Origin of the sequence: Vibrio sp. S/42/10 (assembly GCF_029890535.1) — a bacterium.
GTDB classification, from domain to species: domain Bacteria; phylum Pseudomonadota; class Gammaproteobacteria; order Enterobacterales; family Vibrionaceae; genus Vibrio; species Vibrio cyclitrophicus.
This window is the reverse complement of record NZ_JAKMZC010000002.1, coordinates 213,346-227,815: the sequence shown is the minus strand read 5'-3', so window position 1 is coordinate 227,815 and position 14,470 is coordinate 213,346. Positions and strand designations below refer to the sequence as shown.

Below are 14,470 nucleotides of genomic sequence, written 5' to 3'. Positions count from 1 at the left end.
AGGTCACATTAAAAAAACGCCCCACTAAGTGAGATATGTCACAAATAAAGGGCGTAGAACATTAAAAACCTGCAGGAGTGCAAGGTTTCTGAGGAGGATCATAGTCGGTATCGTTTGGCATCACGTACTATGACTGAAGACTTAAGTAATCAGGCGAATGTCATTGGACATGTACTCAACGATAGATTGAGATAATCCATAGCATAAGCCACGGAATAGGTGAAAAACTTAAACATGTGGATCCCTTCGAAACTGACTCGTCCCGGCCGCCTACATAACGCAATCTTGCGACCGAGAGTTCTCGATCTGCTACAACATGCAGATTGCTATAAGCTAGTATTGTTTCGCTCTCCAGCGGGATACGGCAAAACCACCATGGCTGCGCAGTGGCTGGTAGATAAACCCAATGTAGGTTGGTACAGCATCGATGATAGTGACAACGATGCATTCCGGTTCATCAACTACCTCCTACAATCACTCAATAAAGCGACTCAAAATGCCTGTCCTAACGCCCAAAAATTGGCAGAAAAACGACAGTTTTCATCACTGCATTCTTTATTAAGTGAAGTGTTTGCTGAGATGTCTGAATTCCATCACGAATGTTTCCTGGTGCTGGATGACTATCACTTGGTTAATAATGATGACATTCATGAAGCGATGCGCTTTTTCCTCAAACACATGCCCGACAATTTAACGCTTGTGGTAACCAGTCGTGGTACACCACCACTTGGCACAGCAAACCTGCGCGTTCGTGACTTAATGATCGAATTAGGTAATGACTCGCTGGCGTTTGATACCGAAGAAACCACACGCTTTTTCAATCAACGTGTTGCCGATGGCATTGATGACACAACGGCAGACAGTATTTGTAGCTATGTAGAAGGTTGGCCTTCTGCACTGCAACTTATCGCGCTTCAAGCACAACACCAAAAACGCACACTTGCCCAATCAGCCGAGTCGTTCTCTCACTTTAACCATGCCCACCTTTGGGACTATTTGGTTGAAGAAGTGTTCGATCTATTAGACAAAGAAACTCGACACTTCTTAATGCAATGTTCTGTGCTTGATCACTTCAATGACGAATTAGTCTGCGCACTGACACAACGTGAAGACGCACTCGGAATGATTGAATCACTCAACCGTTTTGGCTTATTCATCTACCCGCTTGAGGGCGAAAAAAACTGGTACCGCTTCCATAATCTGTTTGGTGAATTTCTAGCACACGAACGTCAGGCGCGAATTCCTCAGCAAGAAGCTGAATTGCATCGAAGTGCCGCTAAAGCGTGGATCAAACAGAAAACGCCTCACCAAGCACTACGACATGCACAACGTGCTGAAGACCCGGACCTGATCATTCAAATTCTTACAGAGCACGGCTGGCCGATGTTCAACCAAGGTGAGTTGTCTTCGTTAGAAATGGCGATCAAGCAACTGACCACCGATCAGCTTTACAGCGAGCCTAAGCTATCAATGCTGCGCGCGTGGCTTGCACAAAGCCAGCACCGCTATGATCAAGTGGGTACTTTGTTGGAAGAGGCTGAAACTCAATATCAAGATCGAAACATCGAGCTCGATACTCAACAACAAGGCCAATACAATGCCTTGCGCGCCCAAGTCGCCATCAACAGTAATGAACCTGAAAAAGCATTAGAACTTGCTGAACTTTCGTTGAGTCAGTTAAACACAACAGTTTATCGTAGCCGCATTGTAGCAACCTCGGTTGTTGGTGAAGTGAATCACGTAATGGGCAACCTCAGTCGTGCGTTACCAATGATGCAACAAACAGAGAAACTCGCGCGCCAATATCAGGTTTACCATCAAGCCTTGTGGGCCATTCTGCAACAGAGTGAAATTTTGATTGCTCAAGGCTACGTTCAAGCGGCGTTCGAACTGCAAGACAGTGCGTTCAAATTGATCGAAGAGCATCAATTACAATACGTACCTCTACATGAGTTTCTATTGCGTGTACGTGCCCAGATATTCTGGTGTTGGAACCGATTAGATGAAGCAGAAGAGTGTTGCTACAAAGGTTTAGATATTCTTGGTCACCATTCACCAAGTAAGCACCTGCACAGCTATTCAATGCTGGCTCGTATTTCACTGAGCCGTGGAGAGATTGATAAAGCATCAAAGTTTATCGACCAAATTCAACACCTATTACGCCAATCCACCTACCATGTAGACTGGACGGCGAACGCTTCTCTTTCTCTGATCCTATTTTGGCAAGTAAAAGGCGATAAAGAAGCCATTCGTGATTGGTTAAATGTGGCGGTTCGACCTGAATCAGCGAGTAACCACTTCTGTCAGCTTCAATGGAGAAACATTGTTCGCGCTCATATCATCCTTGAGCAATACGAAGACGCAGAAGAAGCATTGGCATTCTTGAAGAGTGAAGCTCAACGCTCTCACCTTGTGACGGATACCAACCGAAACTTAATCGTGGAAGCGGTACTGCGCACCCAAATTAACGACGAAGACAGTGCTCGCGTACTTCTTGAAGAAGCCTTACACATGACTAACCAAACCGGTATGGTTGGTAACTTCTTAGTAGACGGTGGCACAATTGGTCATATCTTAGATAAGTTGAGCAACAAGCCGGGCTTAGGTGATTTAGAACGTCATCGTGCGCAGCAGATTATGAAAGATATCTCGACGACTCAGCGTAGCCGATCGGTTCACTTCGATGAAGACTTTGTTGAGAATTTGGTTAATCACCCTAATATCCCGGAGCTTGTGCGTACTAGCCCACTCACTCAACGTGAATGGCAGGTGCTTGGCCTGATCTATTCTGGATTCAGTAATGAACAGATCGCTCAAGAGCTCGATGTAGCAGGGACCACCATCAAAACACACATTCGAAATCTTTATCAAAAGCTCAATATTGCCAACCGTAAAGAAGCAATCAGTACTGCCGAGAACTTGCTGCAGTTAATGGGGTATTAAAGCGGATTCGAGATAAAGCATAAGCTAGTCACCCATAGTGGCTGGCTTTTTTTTCTTGGCATGAAGGAAATAGCAGGAAGAAATCACAGATAACCAAACGACAGATAAAAAAATAGCCAACCGCAATAATCGCGATTGGCTCTATATATTTGTGAACAAATCAATAGGTTCACTAACAACGTCAGTTGGCTAGGTGACCCTCGGCTTAAGAAGGGTCAAGTACTACAATGCAGTTAGCGTGCCAACTTTAAAAAGACGTTTTATAAGCCCTGCATCGCATAAAAACTGCTAATTCATCATGCGAATTGCAAAGTGCACTTGCATAATGCAACTAAGATGCAATATTGATAAGAGATCAGTTTCATCATTAAGCACTAGTGATAAAACACTAAGTGGTTGTATTCTAAATATTAGGCACATGTTCACTTCAACTTATTGCCTTACAATTTAAAAGGGGATAAAAGCCCTTTCATTGATGGCATATTCATACTTTTTTTACACTAAAGTTTGTATACTGCACAAAATCATCCTCAACTCTATGAAGCAATGAATTACTTAAGTACTTTTTTCAAAGGCATGGCAATGGGCGCAGCCGACGTTGTTCCTGGTGTGTCTGGCGGAACCATCGCATTCATCACAGGTATCTACGATACCTTGCTAGAAAGCATTCGAAGAATTAACCCTAGCGTGCTTGGCTTATGGAAACGTGAAGGCTTCAAGGCTGCGTTTAGCCATATCAATGGGTTTTTCCTAATTTCACTGTTCGCGGGCGTGTTCACCAGCATTGCAACATTCGCGAAACTCATCTCTTGGTTATTGGTTACACATCCAATCCCTTTATGGTCTTTCTTCTTTGGCCTTATCTTGGTATCTGTTTTCCATATTCTTAAACAAGTAGAGAAACGCGATGTAATTCGCTTCGTATTTTTACTGCTCGGTATTGCCTTCGCTTATAGTATTACCGTGCTTAAGCCACTGCAGATGGAACCTACTAGTATCAATGTTCTCATTGCGGGTGCGATTGCGATCTGTGCGATGATCCTACCAGGTATCTCAGGTAGCTTTATCCTGCTATTGATTGGGATGTATGGCCCAGTACTTGGCGCGGTCAAAGAGTTTCAAATTGATGTGCTTGCCCTATTTTTAGGTGGCTGTGTGATCGGTCTACTGACTTTCTCACACATTCTCTCTTGGTTATTGCGCTCATTCCGCGATTTCACGTTAGTATTCTTAACTGGCTTGATGATTGGTACGCTACCAAAGATCTGGCCTTGGAAAGAGACCATCAGCTGGCGTACAAACTCCAAAGGTGAGCAAGTTCCTTTGATTCAGGAAAATCTATCGCCTTTCGATTTCGAAGCGGTCACTTCTCAACCATCTCAACTGGTTATGGCGATTGTGATGATGCTTGTTGCCATTGCATTGGTTCTCGGGTTGGAAAAGTTTGCAGAGTGCAATGCTGACTAATCATTCAGCGAACCTTTGTTTAGCATGACAAACCGATGAGTGTAAGAAATACTAAACTCAACGACCCTCTTATATAGACAAAAGCGAAGCCTGTGGCTTCGCTTTTTTACTTCTACCATACGCACAAAATTGCTTTTTGATACAAGCACGTATTGACGGGTATGATAACATCGCCGCTCTTATAAAATTAAATGAGAACACGACATGCACCCGGCATTAAAGGTGGCAGCTCTTGGAGTCGCTCTCGTGGCAGGCTTTTATGGACCACAAGCGATCCAGCAATTTAAAACAACCATGGAACACACCTCAGCTGACGTTAACTTAGACGACTATTGCATGCTTTCAACAGCGTCGTGTAAGCAACAGGAGATTTCTATGTCTCTTGATAGCGAGACCGCCCAACCACTGGTTCCTACTAAAATGAAAGTAGTTTGGGAAGGAGCGGCATCTGAAACATTAATGTTGTCACTCACGGGCTTAGAAATGGACATGGGTTCAGCACGTTTTCAGTTAAAAAATATTGGTAATAATATCTACGAAGGGGATGTGATTTTACCTGTGTGCACCATGGATAAAATGACTTGGCTTGGCGAACTCACCGATGGTGTTGAAACCGTAAACCCTGCAATAAGGATGGCAAGATGAGTAAGAATTGGTCGTTAGCATTAGTGGTAGCGTTTGTACTTGGTTTTGGTGTCAAAAGCTATCTTGATGGGCAAAACGAAGCTCAAGAACAACACGCAGCAAAGCAAGAGTTTTCAATGACCACGCTTTTCGGTAAAGATAACCAGCCAACGGAAATCTTTGACCAAACCGATGACAGAATTCGCATCGTTTACTTTGGTTTCACTCGTTGCCCAGATGTCTGCCCGACTTCTTTAGCGATGCTAGCCGGTGCACTTAACCAAGTCTCTGACGAAGCAAAAGCCAAAATTCGGCCGATGTTTGTTTCACTTGATCCTGAACGTGATGCTGCAGAAGCATCGTACGAATACGCACAATACTTCCACCCAATGATGGAAGGGCTAAGTGGCCCATTGGATGTGACAACAACGCTTGCACACAATTACGGTGTTATTTTTAGAAAAACAAAGCTGGAAGGTTCAGAGTTGGAATACACCCTAGACCACAGCTCATATTTTTATTTTTTAAAGCCCGATGGCACACTGATTACCAAAGTGCCGCATACGTTAACGCCAGCGCCAATTGTTGAGGCCATCAACAAATTGACGCAGTAAAACGTAAAAACAAAGAACTTAATGAATAAAGTTCGATCAAAAAAGTCAGGTCCCAGACCAAAGAACATAAAAAATAAGGACAACAACATGAAGTTAAAAGCACTCGCTCTAGCAGGCTTATTGCTCACTCCTCTTGCTCACGCTAATAGCGATATTATGGTTCATGATGCGTACGCTCGTGCAACACCGCCTTCAGCAGTGAACAGCGCGGTATTCACGACTCTGATGAACCACAGCGATAAAGATCGCGCTATTGTTTCTGCAGCAACACCAGCAGCAGGAAAGGTAGAGCTTCATGATGTTATCGTTGATGGCGACGTAATGAAGATGCGCCAAGTTCAAGAGATCACAATCCCTGCGAATGGGGAAGCGATACTGAAACCAGGTAGCCTACACATCATGTTGTTCGACCTAAAAAGCAGCTTAAAAGAAGGTGATCAAATCGAGATGACATTAACCTTCGCCAACGGTGAAACACAAACCTTCGATGCACCAGTGAAGAAAGTGATGAGCGGCATGAAAAAGATGAACCACGACCATCATTAATCGCATTCACAGTTGATGGAATAATTTAAGCCACGATGACTTTTTGCCATCGTGGCTTTTTTAAACTGAGCTCGCTTTTTGATCTCGCCAAAAATCAATAGTTGTTGAAGGAACAAGCTAGAAATGGCGCTTCGTTAGCCGAACAACGCGCTAATAGAAATCCGCTTTCTAAGATATATAAACTGTACAATCAGAGAGCCGCAACCTTAAGAAAGCCTCCGATTAAGCCTTTTAGGTTAACGACTATAAGACGACTTAGCCCTACCCTGTTAATCAGGTGGGGCTTTTTTATTTCAATTTGGTATCTGTATAACTATTTCTGAATACAATGATTTTGCCAATAACAGTTTACATACTCCAACAACCAGAATATTGCCCCTTACAAACATAAACATGTAGACTTATAGACCAACATTAACACATTTATTTAACATTTAGCTCCAAAAACGCCACTGGACGCAAACAATCACCCTAAAAGTAAACTATTCCTAGACACTCTCTTAGATCTCGCTAATATTACCGCCCATTCCACTAGTGTATAGTTGGATTTGGTACAACTTTATAAAAAGATACATCACTATAATAATTTAACAATTGCAGGTATTTTATGCAAAACAACAACATACTCGCCCGCATCGCTCGTGGGAATCTAGTCCTACAGATCCTTGCTGGTATTGTTTTCGGTGTCGTTCTCGCCATGGTTTCTCCTTCAGCAGCTCAAGACGCAGGCCTACTCGGTAGTCTGTTTGTTGGTGCTCTGAAAGCTGTTGCCCCAATTTTAGTATTCATTCTTGTTGCAGCTTCTATCGCAAACCAAAAGAAAGGTCAGCATACTCATATGCGTCCAATCATTGTGCTTTACCTGATTGGTACTTTCTCTGCAGCCTTAACGGCAGTCGTTCTAAGCTTCATGTTCCCAACCACTTTGACACTGGTTGCTGGCGCTGAAGGTGCGAACCCTCCACAAGGTATTGCTGAAGTTCTTCATACTCTTCTATTCAAGCTTGTAGATAACCCAGTAAGCGCGCTAATGAACGCAAACTACATTGGTATTCTAGCTTGGGCAATCGGCCTTGGTCTTGCTCTGCACCACGCATCTGCAACAACTAAAGCGGTTTTCGAAGACCTAAGCCACAGTGTTTCGCACATTGTTCGCTTCATTATCCGTCTTGCACCATTCGGTATCTTTGGCCTTGTTTCGACTACTTTCGCAACAACGGGTTTCGATGCTCTAGCAAGCTACGGTCAATTGCTAGCTGTTCTACTAAGCTCAATGCTGATTATTGCGCTTGTGGTTAACCCACTACTTGTATTTATCAAGACAAAGCAGAACCCATACCCACTTGTACTTCAATGTATCCGTGAATCAGGCGTAACAGCATTCTTCACTCGTTCAAGTGCTGCAAACATTCCAGTTAACATGAACCTTTGTAAGAAGCTAAACCTAGATGAAGATACTTACTCTGTATCTATCCCTCTAGGCGCAACGATCAACATGGCGGGTGCTGCAATAACTATCACTGTGTTAACACTTGCAGCTGTGCACACTATGGGTATCGAGATTGATATCTTCACAGCAATCCTACTAAGCCTAGTTGCTGCGATTTCAGCGTGTGGTGCATCGGGTGTTGCTGGCGGTTCACTACTGCTTATCCCGCTAGCATGTGGCCTATTCGGTATTTCGAACGATGTAGCGATGCAGGTTGTAGCGGTTGGTTTCATTATTGGTGTGATTCAAGATTCTGCTGAAACAGCACTTAACAGCTCAACAGACGTTGTGTTCACTGCTGCTGTATGTAAAGCAGAGCAAAACAAAGCGTAATAAGCTCTAAGCTCTAAGCTCTAAGCTCTAAAGTAAATAGCACATAAACAAAAAGGGAAGCAGATGCTTCCCTTTTTTTGTTGTTCTTATCTTCCAGATTATCGTTAAAGCTTTAGCTAGTTGACCATTTTTATCACTCAATCTACACCTATCTTGTCGATGACTTCTTGAACAGATGCACTAGAGCTTGCTTAGTGGTTATTCTTCCAACTAGGCTCGACTGCAGACTGACTAAAGTCCAAAGAACCACTGTTAACGCTTGATGGCTTATCTGATGATGGCTGATTCACGTTAAGTTCTTGTTCTGTCATCGCACCATTATGGTTGGCTGTCGCCTGTTGTCCGTAATCCATATTAGAAACATGCTCACTCGAAGCCTCTGTCTTTGGGTGACCACTCTCTACACCTAACTCATCAATATCTTCATCTGAAGCTTCTTTTACTTTCTTAGGGATAGGCACATTACGCTTGTAGAGCTTATTGAGCGCTTTGACGATTGAATGCTTAGTTATCGCCTCTTGCGTTAGCTTGGTCATTATCGGCTTAGTCAGAGCCTGTAGACCCACGACCGCATCCACACCAAGATCGCCCCCAACTTTGTCTCGTAATTGTTTCGCATCTGAGTAGCCAAAGTGTGCTGATAAAAACAGCCAGATATAAGCAATTGCACTGCCATGTTCACCATGGTCTATCCAAGCTTCGCCGGCTCTAAACATGGCTTCTGCGCTGTTTTTTTCAGCTGCGGTTTCAAACCAGTACACAGCCTCACCATGATTAGGTTCTATACCAACGCCGTTCAAATAACATGTACCCAGTTTGATCTTGCCATCTAAACTGTTTTTTTCTGCTGCCTTGCGATACCACTCAACGGCACTTTCTGCTGAATAGTCTGAATTTTCTTTATCCAAACACCAGTCGCCCATAAACAGCATTGCTTCGGTATTTCCACCTGCAGCTGACTCTTCGATGTAAGTGTAACCTTTAGGGATATTCTTATCCGTACCGCGACCAAACACGAGCGCTTTACCCATCTCAAATTTCGCAACCAAATCATTATCCAGTGCGGATATCGCAAGCTGCCAAAAATTGGCTTTTTCTCTTAAAATCAGGTCTTCTTTGCGCTTCATACTGAGTCGCACAACGCCATACATACCGTTGATATTATCTAAATGAGCCGCTTTGTCATACCAATACAAAGCTTCTTTAATATTGTTACGTTCAGCCTCTTTCGCTAAATACAGAATCGATGGCGTATGGCCTGTTTCAGCCTTAAAGTGGCGTTCTTTTTGTTCTTGTATTCGAGCCTTTTCAATCGCCTTTCGGTAAGCAACTGCTCGCGCTTTTCGTTCTTGCTCTAACCGTTGCTTTCTTAGCGATAAAGAAATCAGCCAAACGGCCACAAGTATTAACGAAAGAGCCGTCGCACCAATTGCGATTCCCATTGTACTCATAAAATATATTAACCTAACTCGGCTGATACAAATCTCTATATCGAGGTGTCATCAACCATAGTGAATGTTTCGAATTATAGGGAAAAGCGTCGTTATTGACACGTTCCGCCCCAAAATGAACTTAGTTCAGTATCTCAGGAATACATAGCGATAAAAAGCCTGCAGAGACCTATCGTTATGCGCTCCCCAAATGGTGTGATCTTGCTTCAATATAGAGTGATATTGAAGAACCGAGTATCAGAAAAATCTGTAAAACGGTAGCAAGCTTGGTGTATTTCTCTTCGTAGCTTCACATACTGTCGTCACATCGTTAGTTCAGCTTTCCATAAACGTAAGCAAGCTCGGCAACTGTTTTCGCAGAGAATTTCTTCATCAAACTCGCTCGATGTACTTCCACCGTTCTCACTGCAATACAAAGTTCATCGGCAATTTTCTGGTTGCGCTTGCCATCAATGATCTGCTTGAGGATGTCTACTTCGCGCTCGGTTAACGAAGCATAAGCTTGGCGGTACACATTCATATGTAAGTGCTTTTCAGAAGCCTCCAAACCTTGTTTGATTGCCTCAGCTAACTCATTGCCTTTCACTGGCTTTTGGAAGAAATTCACCGCGCCGGCTTGTAAAGCTTCTACCGCCATTGGCACGTCGCCATGCCCTGTCAAATAGATCACCGACAGTGGGCTCTGCGCTTTCATCATTAATTCGTGAACTTGTTGTCCTCTCATTTCAGGCATTCGACTGTCTAACACCACGCACCCCGGCGCACTCAAATCCACTGAATCCAGAAAATTCAGACCATCTTCATAAGCTAACACCGTAAAATCATGCTCTTCCAATAGGAACACCAATGAGTCTCTCATCGATTCATCGTCATCAACCACATAAACCGGCAACATTTGATGAAGTTCAGACATAACAAGATTCCTTATGAATCATTTGAAAGAGAAAAAGGTAACGTCACTGAGACGTGACAGCCATGAGGAGTCAATGATTTGATGGCCATTTGGCCGCTGTGGTCTTCAATCACGTCTTGGCAAATCGCAAGCCCTAAACCCAAGCCGTTTTCTTTGCTACTCACAAAGGCTTGAGTGACTTGTTGTTCGGTGAAATCTAAACCCGTGCCGTTATCGATAACCGACAGCATCATTTTATCCGGTTGATACTCGGTAATCACTTTAATTGTTGGTGGCTCGCTGTTTTTGTTATCAATATCAGACGTAGCGCTTTGTTCACGATGCATCTGTGCATTACATGCGTCGGTCGCATTGTTGATCAGGTTTACAATCACTTGTTGTAGCCCCACCGAATCAACATACAGCTCAATAGGCTTACCTACGGCATGACGTTCAACGGTTATCTTGTGTTTCTGTAATCGAAATTGCAGCAATTCGATGGTGTCGGTGAGTAACTGTTCGATGTCAGTCTGGGACTTCTCAGATGAGCGTTTCTTTATCATGTTTCTTAGACGTTGAATGATCGCATCAGCCCTATCCACTTGCGACTGAATCTTCTCGAACACAGGTTCAATATCGGTCAATGGTTTGTTCTTCGAAATCCGTAACAAACCGCCTTCGCTGTAGTTACGAATGGCCGCCAAAGGTTGGTTGATCTCATGTGCGAGGCTGCTCCCCAACTCGCCCACGACTGCAATGCGTTGAGAGTGCTCGAGTTGCTCACTCTTACTTTTTAGCTTGTGCAACATGGCTTCCAACTGCTTTTTACTTCGACTGAATTTGTACTCCAACCAGAAGTGGTAAGCATTCAGTAACACCACAAGAATGAAGAACGCCCATGCCCATTGCTGATTGTACTTAAGCCAGATTAACGCCTCTTTCCACCAAGGTTGTTGTAGTGGGTGCATATCGAGTTGTTGATAAAGCTTGTCTATCGAAAGCAGACTTGTCGGTGATGTCCAACCCGATGCATTCGCTGCAATCGCGGGCGCACTGCTTTTGGGCATCGCAAATAGTACCTGACTCATCTGTTTGGCCAGAGTCGAAGAAGCCCGCTCTGTTTTGGCAAACGACCAGTTGGGGTACAACGGCGTAGACACTTGGCATCGGAATCCTTCTGGAGCTTGATTCTCGATAATTCGATATTGTCCCGCCACCAGCAAACCTTCACTGATCATGTTCTCAACTAAACAGCTTGGTACGACAGCCGCTTCAATGTGCCCTTCACGCAGTTGATACAAACTGGCGTCAATCGGAAAACCTAAAAATTGGGTGTTAGAGAAAAAATGGTTGGGATTAAGCCCTTGTTGCATCACTTGGTAACGCATTGTTAAATAGCCACCGAATGCATTTTCAGATACCGCCGCAATCGGCTTACCGCTCAATTGTTCTAGCGAGATATAAGGTGACATTCTTCTCACCACCAAGGCCGAACCAATACTTTGCGTATTGCTGGCTCCCGACTGTTCAAAGTTATGACTGGTCATGGTGGCCATCCAAGAGAGCGCATACTGGCGTCCTAAGCGAACCGCCTGACCGGGGTTGGTGATAACAAAGTCGACCTCAACACCTTTTACCGCGTCGGCCATCTCTTCCAAGTTGAAAGGCTTGAGAACAAAGTGTTTTCCGGGAATGCGCTCCGACAACCAATCCATTGTCGGCTGCCAACGCTGTTGAGCGGAAAGCTTGCCTCGAATAGCCAATACACCGACCTCAATAACCTGTTCCGACTCAACAGTGCCTGTCGTTGTAATCTCTTGCTCCGTTTGAGCGGCTAAACACATTCCTGCGGTTAAGCTCAACCAACAAAGGCTAACGATTGATATTAGGTTTCGGACTGTCACTAAAATCTCTTTCTCCACACTGACGGCATATCCACACTCAAATAACGCATTGATGACACGTTAAATAGAGCCTTGATACAAAGCATAACAGCTAGATTAGTAAAACCACATTTGTTCTAGATCAATTTTGATCTGGGTATGTGGAAATCCACAATACCCCGTGTACGGTCAAAAACTGACAATGAGCTCAACAGAAAGAATACCCATTTATAGGTACCACTATGGACTCATTGAAAAGACGGTTTCTCAGCCAATTCGGTAAAGTTTCCGCCGGTGCTGCGCTCATTCCCATTGCCGGAATCAACACCGCAGTCGCGAGCACAGCCATTCGCAATAACAACCAACCTGACCGCAAAGGCGAAATAGGTAAACGCTACGCGATGGCGATTGATTTACGTAAATGTGTTGGTTGTCAGGCATGTACTGTTGGCTGTAGCGTTGAAAACCAAGCGCCGATTGGCCAGTTCAGAACCACTGTAAAACAGTATGAAGTCTCCCTTGATAATGGTTCGACAGCTCAACAAAACGTGAAATCTTTCATGTTGCCTCGCCTTTGTAATCACTGTGACAACGCTCCCTGCATCAAGGTTTGTCCTGTTCAAGCGACCTTCCAACGTGAAGACGGCATTGTAATGGTCGACAACGAACGTTGTGTAGCTTGTGCTTACTGTGTTCAAGCTTGTCCTTACGACGCTCGATTCATCAATAACGACACCCTTACCGCAGACAAATGTACCTTCTGTGCGCACCGCCTTGAAGACGGCTTGCTGCCCGCTTGTGTCGAAACCTGTGTTGGTGGGGCGCGTGTCATTGGTGACCTCAAAGACCCAAACAGCGAGATCAACCGCCTGCTTAATGAAAATCGAGACGACATCAAGGTGCTCAAGCCAGAGCAGAATACCAACCCCCATGTTTTCTATATCGGCATGAACGAGCGTTTCGTTAGCCACATTGAAGGCCAACCTGCGATTTATGATCCAGCCGCCATCGATAACTCATCCTTTAGCAAACAAGACTCGGCAATCGCAGCACTAGGAAAACAAGGAGAGACAGCATGAATATCACTGAGGTGTTAGTTCCCGCTCAAGAGATCGCTTGGCTACCGTGGGCGGTTCAATATTTCTTCTACATTGGTTCAGCTTACGCGGCAGCTATTCTGTTTTTGATTGCACTGATCTTCAAAAACTCGACCAGTCATCAATTTCGTTCTGCCCTTGTGCTTGTGATGGCCATCGGCGCAATTGTTGGCCCACTGGCACTAACCGGTGACTTACACCAACCTGGCCGTGCGTGGCACTTCTACGCTCACATCACACCTTGGTCATGGATGTCATTAGGCTCTCTGTTTCTTCCTCTGTTCTCTGGTCTGGCTGTCGCGACAGCTTGGGTTTACCTGCGTGATGACATCGCACAGCTTAAAGAGAGTGAAAACCCGCTTCTAAAGCGTTTGTCTTGGCTAACACTAGGGCAATGGCAGGTTTCAGCAAAACTGATGATTGCACTCGCTGCTGCGACCGCTATTTCTGGCTTAAGCATCGCGCTTTACACAGGCGCCGAGATTGCAATTTTGGCGAGCCGCCCGCTTTGGCATCAACCGGCTTCACCGCTGCTTTGGTTCACGACCGCATTCTTTGCTGCAACGGGTTTAACGCTGTTGATTTGGGCTCTGCTGCCTTCAAACAAGCCAAGCTTAAAACCGACAGACCTCGCTCTAGTACAAAGAACCATTACCTTAACAGGTGGCCTTGCCATCATTCTTACCTCGATTTGGGCATCTAACCATGGTCACTTCAACCTGTATGAGAACGACGCTTGGGGCATCAATTTAGGCATCATGACTACCAGCATTTTGCTATGCATGATCTTAGTTTTGCCACTGCAACGTCTATCTCAAAGCAAGCTAGGAATTGTCTGCATAGCGCTAGCGACCATCGTTTCAGCATGGGCGGTGCGTTGGGTCACCATGATGGAAGTTCAAACCATTCCACGTTTTGATGTAGGCCCATTCCCTTATGAACTGCCTATGGGTAGCGCTGGGTTACTTGGCATTATTGGTATGTGTGGCCTTTGGTTAGCGCTTGCGCTGTTCGCTTCTGAAATCGTGTCTACTGGATCGACAAGAACAACTGGCTCTTCACAAAAGACAAAATCTAAGTCAAACCAAAACACACCGTCACCACTTAACCGCTCACATAGCTTGTAGTCTG

11 protein-coding genes and 1 pseudogene are annotated in these 14,470 nt (G+C 44.6%); 9 read left to right on the top strand and 3 right to left on the bottom strand.

What is annotated here, in order from left to right; all coding sequences use genetic code 11:
* Positions 1-234 precede the first annotated feature (234 nt).
* The 7 genes and pseudogenes from malT to sstT all read left to right on the top strand — a co-directional run bounded on the left by malT (position 235) and on the right by sstT (position 8,016).
* On the top strand, positions 235-2,943 hold the full coding sequence (gene malT, locus L8S15_RS03365; RefSeq protein WP_010431616.1) for an HTH-type transcriptional regulator MalT: 2,709 nt from the start codon (positions 235-237) through the stop codon (positions 2,941-2,943).
* A gap of 546 nt (positions 2,944-3,489) precedes the next feature.
* Complete coding sequence (locus L8S15_RS03360) at positions 3,490-4,410, top strand: DUF368 domain-containing protein (protein WP_010431618.1); 921 nt, start codon at positions 3,490-3,492, stop codon at positions 4,408-4,410.
* A 204-nt stretch (positions 4,411-4,614) separates the two neighbouring features.
* Positions 4,615-5,055: a hypothetical protein gene (locus L8S15_RS03355; protein WP_010431620.1), complete on the top strand. Its 441-nt coding sequence runs from the start codon at positions 4,615-4,617 to the stop codon at positions 5,053-5,055.
* Positions 5,052-5,648: an SCO family protein gene (locus L8S15_RS03350; protein ID WP_010431623.1), complete on the top strand. Its 597-nt coding sequence runs from the start codon at positions 5,052-5,054 to the stop codon at positions 5,646-5,648. The genes L8S15_RS03355 and L8S15_RS03350 overlap by 4 nt, the downstream gene beginning before the upstream one ends.
* A gap of 87 nt (positions 5,649-5,735) precedes the next feature.
* Positions 5,736-6,194, top strand: a complete 459-nt coding sequence (locus L8S15_RS03345) for a copper chaperone PCu(A)C (RefSeq protein WP_010431625.1) — start codon at positions 5,736-5,738, stop codon at positions 6,192-6,194.
* Between the two features lie 95 nt (positions 6,195-6,289).
* Positions 6,290-6,420 (top strand): annotated as a pseudogene (locus L8S15_RS21825) (GTPase RsgA); the annotation flags it as partial.
* Between the two features lie 381 nt (positions 6,421-6,801).
* Entirely contained in the window at positions 6,802-8,016 is a 1,215-nt protein-coding gene (gene sstT, locus L8S15_RS03340) for a serine/threonine transporter SstT (protein ID WP_010431627.1), read from the top strand.
* Between the two features lie 191 nt (positions 8,017-8,207).
* Here the strand turns inward: sstT and L8S15_RS03335 are convergent, their stop codons facing one another.
* The 3 genes from L8S15_RS03335 to L8S15_RS03325 form a co-directional block, all read right to left on the bottom strand.
* Complete coding sequence (locus L8S15_RS03335) at positions 8,208-9,458, bottom strand: tetratricopeptide repeat protein (protein WP_016784328.1); 1,251 nt, start codon at positions 9,456-9,458, stop codon at positions 8,208-8,210.
* A 319-nt stretch (positions 9,459-9,777) separates the two neighbouring features.
* A complete protein-coding gene (locus L8S15_RS03330; RefSeq protein WP_016784329.1) occupies positions 9,778-10,380 on the bottom strand; it encodes a response regulator in 603 nt (200 codons plus the stop codon).
* An 11-nt stretch (positions 10,381-10,391) separates the two neighbouring features.
* Positions 10,392-12,263 carry a sensor histidine kinase gene (locus L8S15_RS03325; protein WP_016787346.1) on the bottom strand — a complete coding sequence of 624 codons (1,872 nt, stop codon included), beginning with the start codon at positions 12,261-12,263 and terminating at the stop codon, positions 10,392-10,394.
* A 221-nt stretch (positions 12,264-12,484) separates the two neighbouring features.
* Between L8S15_RS03325 and dsrO the strand changes: the two genes are divergently transcribed.
* Together dsrO and nrfD are read left to right on the top strand one after the other, a co-directional pair.
* On the top strand, positions 12,485-13,321 hold the full coding sequence (gene dsrO / locus L8S15_RS03320) for a sulfate reduction electron transfer complex DsrMKJOP subunit DsrO (protein WP_280571997.1): 837 nt from the start codon (positions 12,485-12,487) through the stop codon (positions 13,319-13,321).
* Complete coding sequence (gene nrfD / locus L8S15_RS03315) at positions 13,318-14,466, top strand: NrfD/PsrC family molybdoenzyme membrane anchor subunit (RefSeq protein WP_016795950.1); 1,149 nt, start codon at positions 13,318-13,320, stop codon at positions 14,464-14,466. Before dsrO ends, nrfD begins: the two co-directional genes overlap by 4 nt.
* Positions 14,467-14,470 lie beyond the last annotated feature (4 nt).

Coding starts and splice junctions, on each gene's coding strand:
- L8S15_RS03345 (WP_010431625.1), top strand. CDS start 5,736: ATGAAGTTAAAAGCACTCGCTCTAGCAGGCTTATTGCTCACTCCTCTT.
- L8S15_RS03335 (WP_016784328.1), bottom strand. CDS start 9,458: ATGGGAATCGCAATTGGTGCGACGGCTCTTTCGTTAATACTTGTGGCC.
- L8S15_RS03330 (WP_016784329.1), bottom strand. CDS start 10,380: ATGTCTGAACTTCATCAAATGTTGCCGGTTTATGTGGTTGATGACGAT.
- nrfD (WP_016795950.1), top strand. CDS start 13,318: ATGAATATCACTGAGGTGTTAGTTCCCGCTCAAGAGATCGCTTGGCTA.
- L8S15_RS03350 (WP_010431623.1), top strand. CDS start 5,052: ATGAGTAAGAATTGGTCGTTAGCATTAGTGGTAGCGTTTGTACTTGGT.
- L8S15_RS03360 (WP_010431618.1), top strand. CDS start 3,490: ATGAATTACTTAAGTACTTTTTTCAAAGGCATGGCAATGGGCGCAGCC.
- malT (WP_010431616.1), top strand. CDS start 235: ATGTGGATCCCTTCGAAACTGACTCGTCCCGGCCGCCTACATAACGCA.
- L8S15_RS03355 (WP_010431620.1), top strand. CDS start 4,615: ATGCACCCGGCATTAAAGGTGGCAGCTCTTGGAGTCGCTCTCGTGGCA.
- sstT (WP_010431627.1), top strand. CDS start 6,802: ATGCAAAACAACAACATACTCGCCCGCATCGCTCGTGGGAATCTAGTC.
- dsrO (WP_280571997.1), top strand. CDS start 12,485: ATGGACTCATTGAAAAGACGGTTTCTCAGCCAATTCGGTAAAGTTTCC.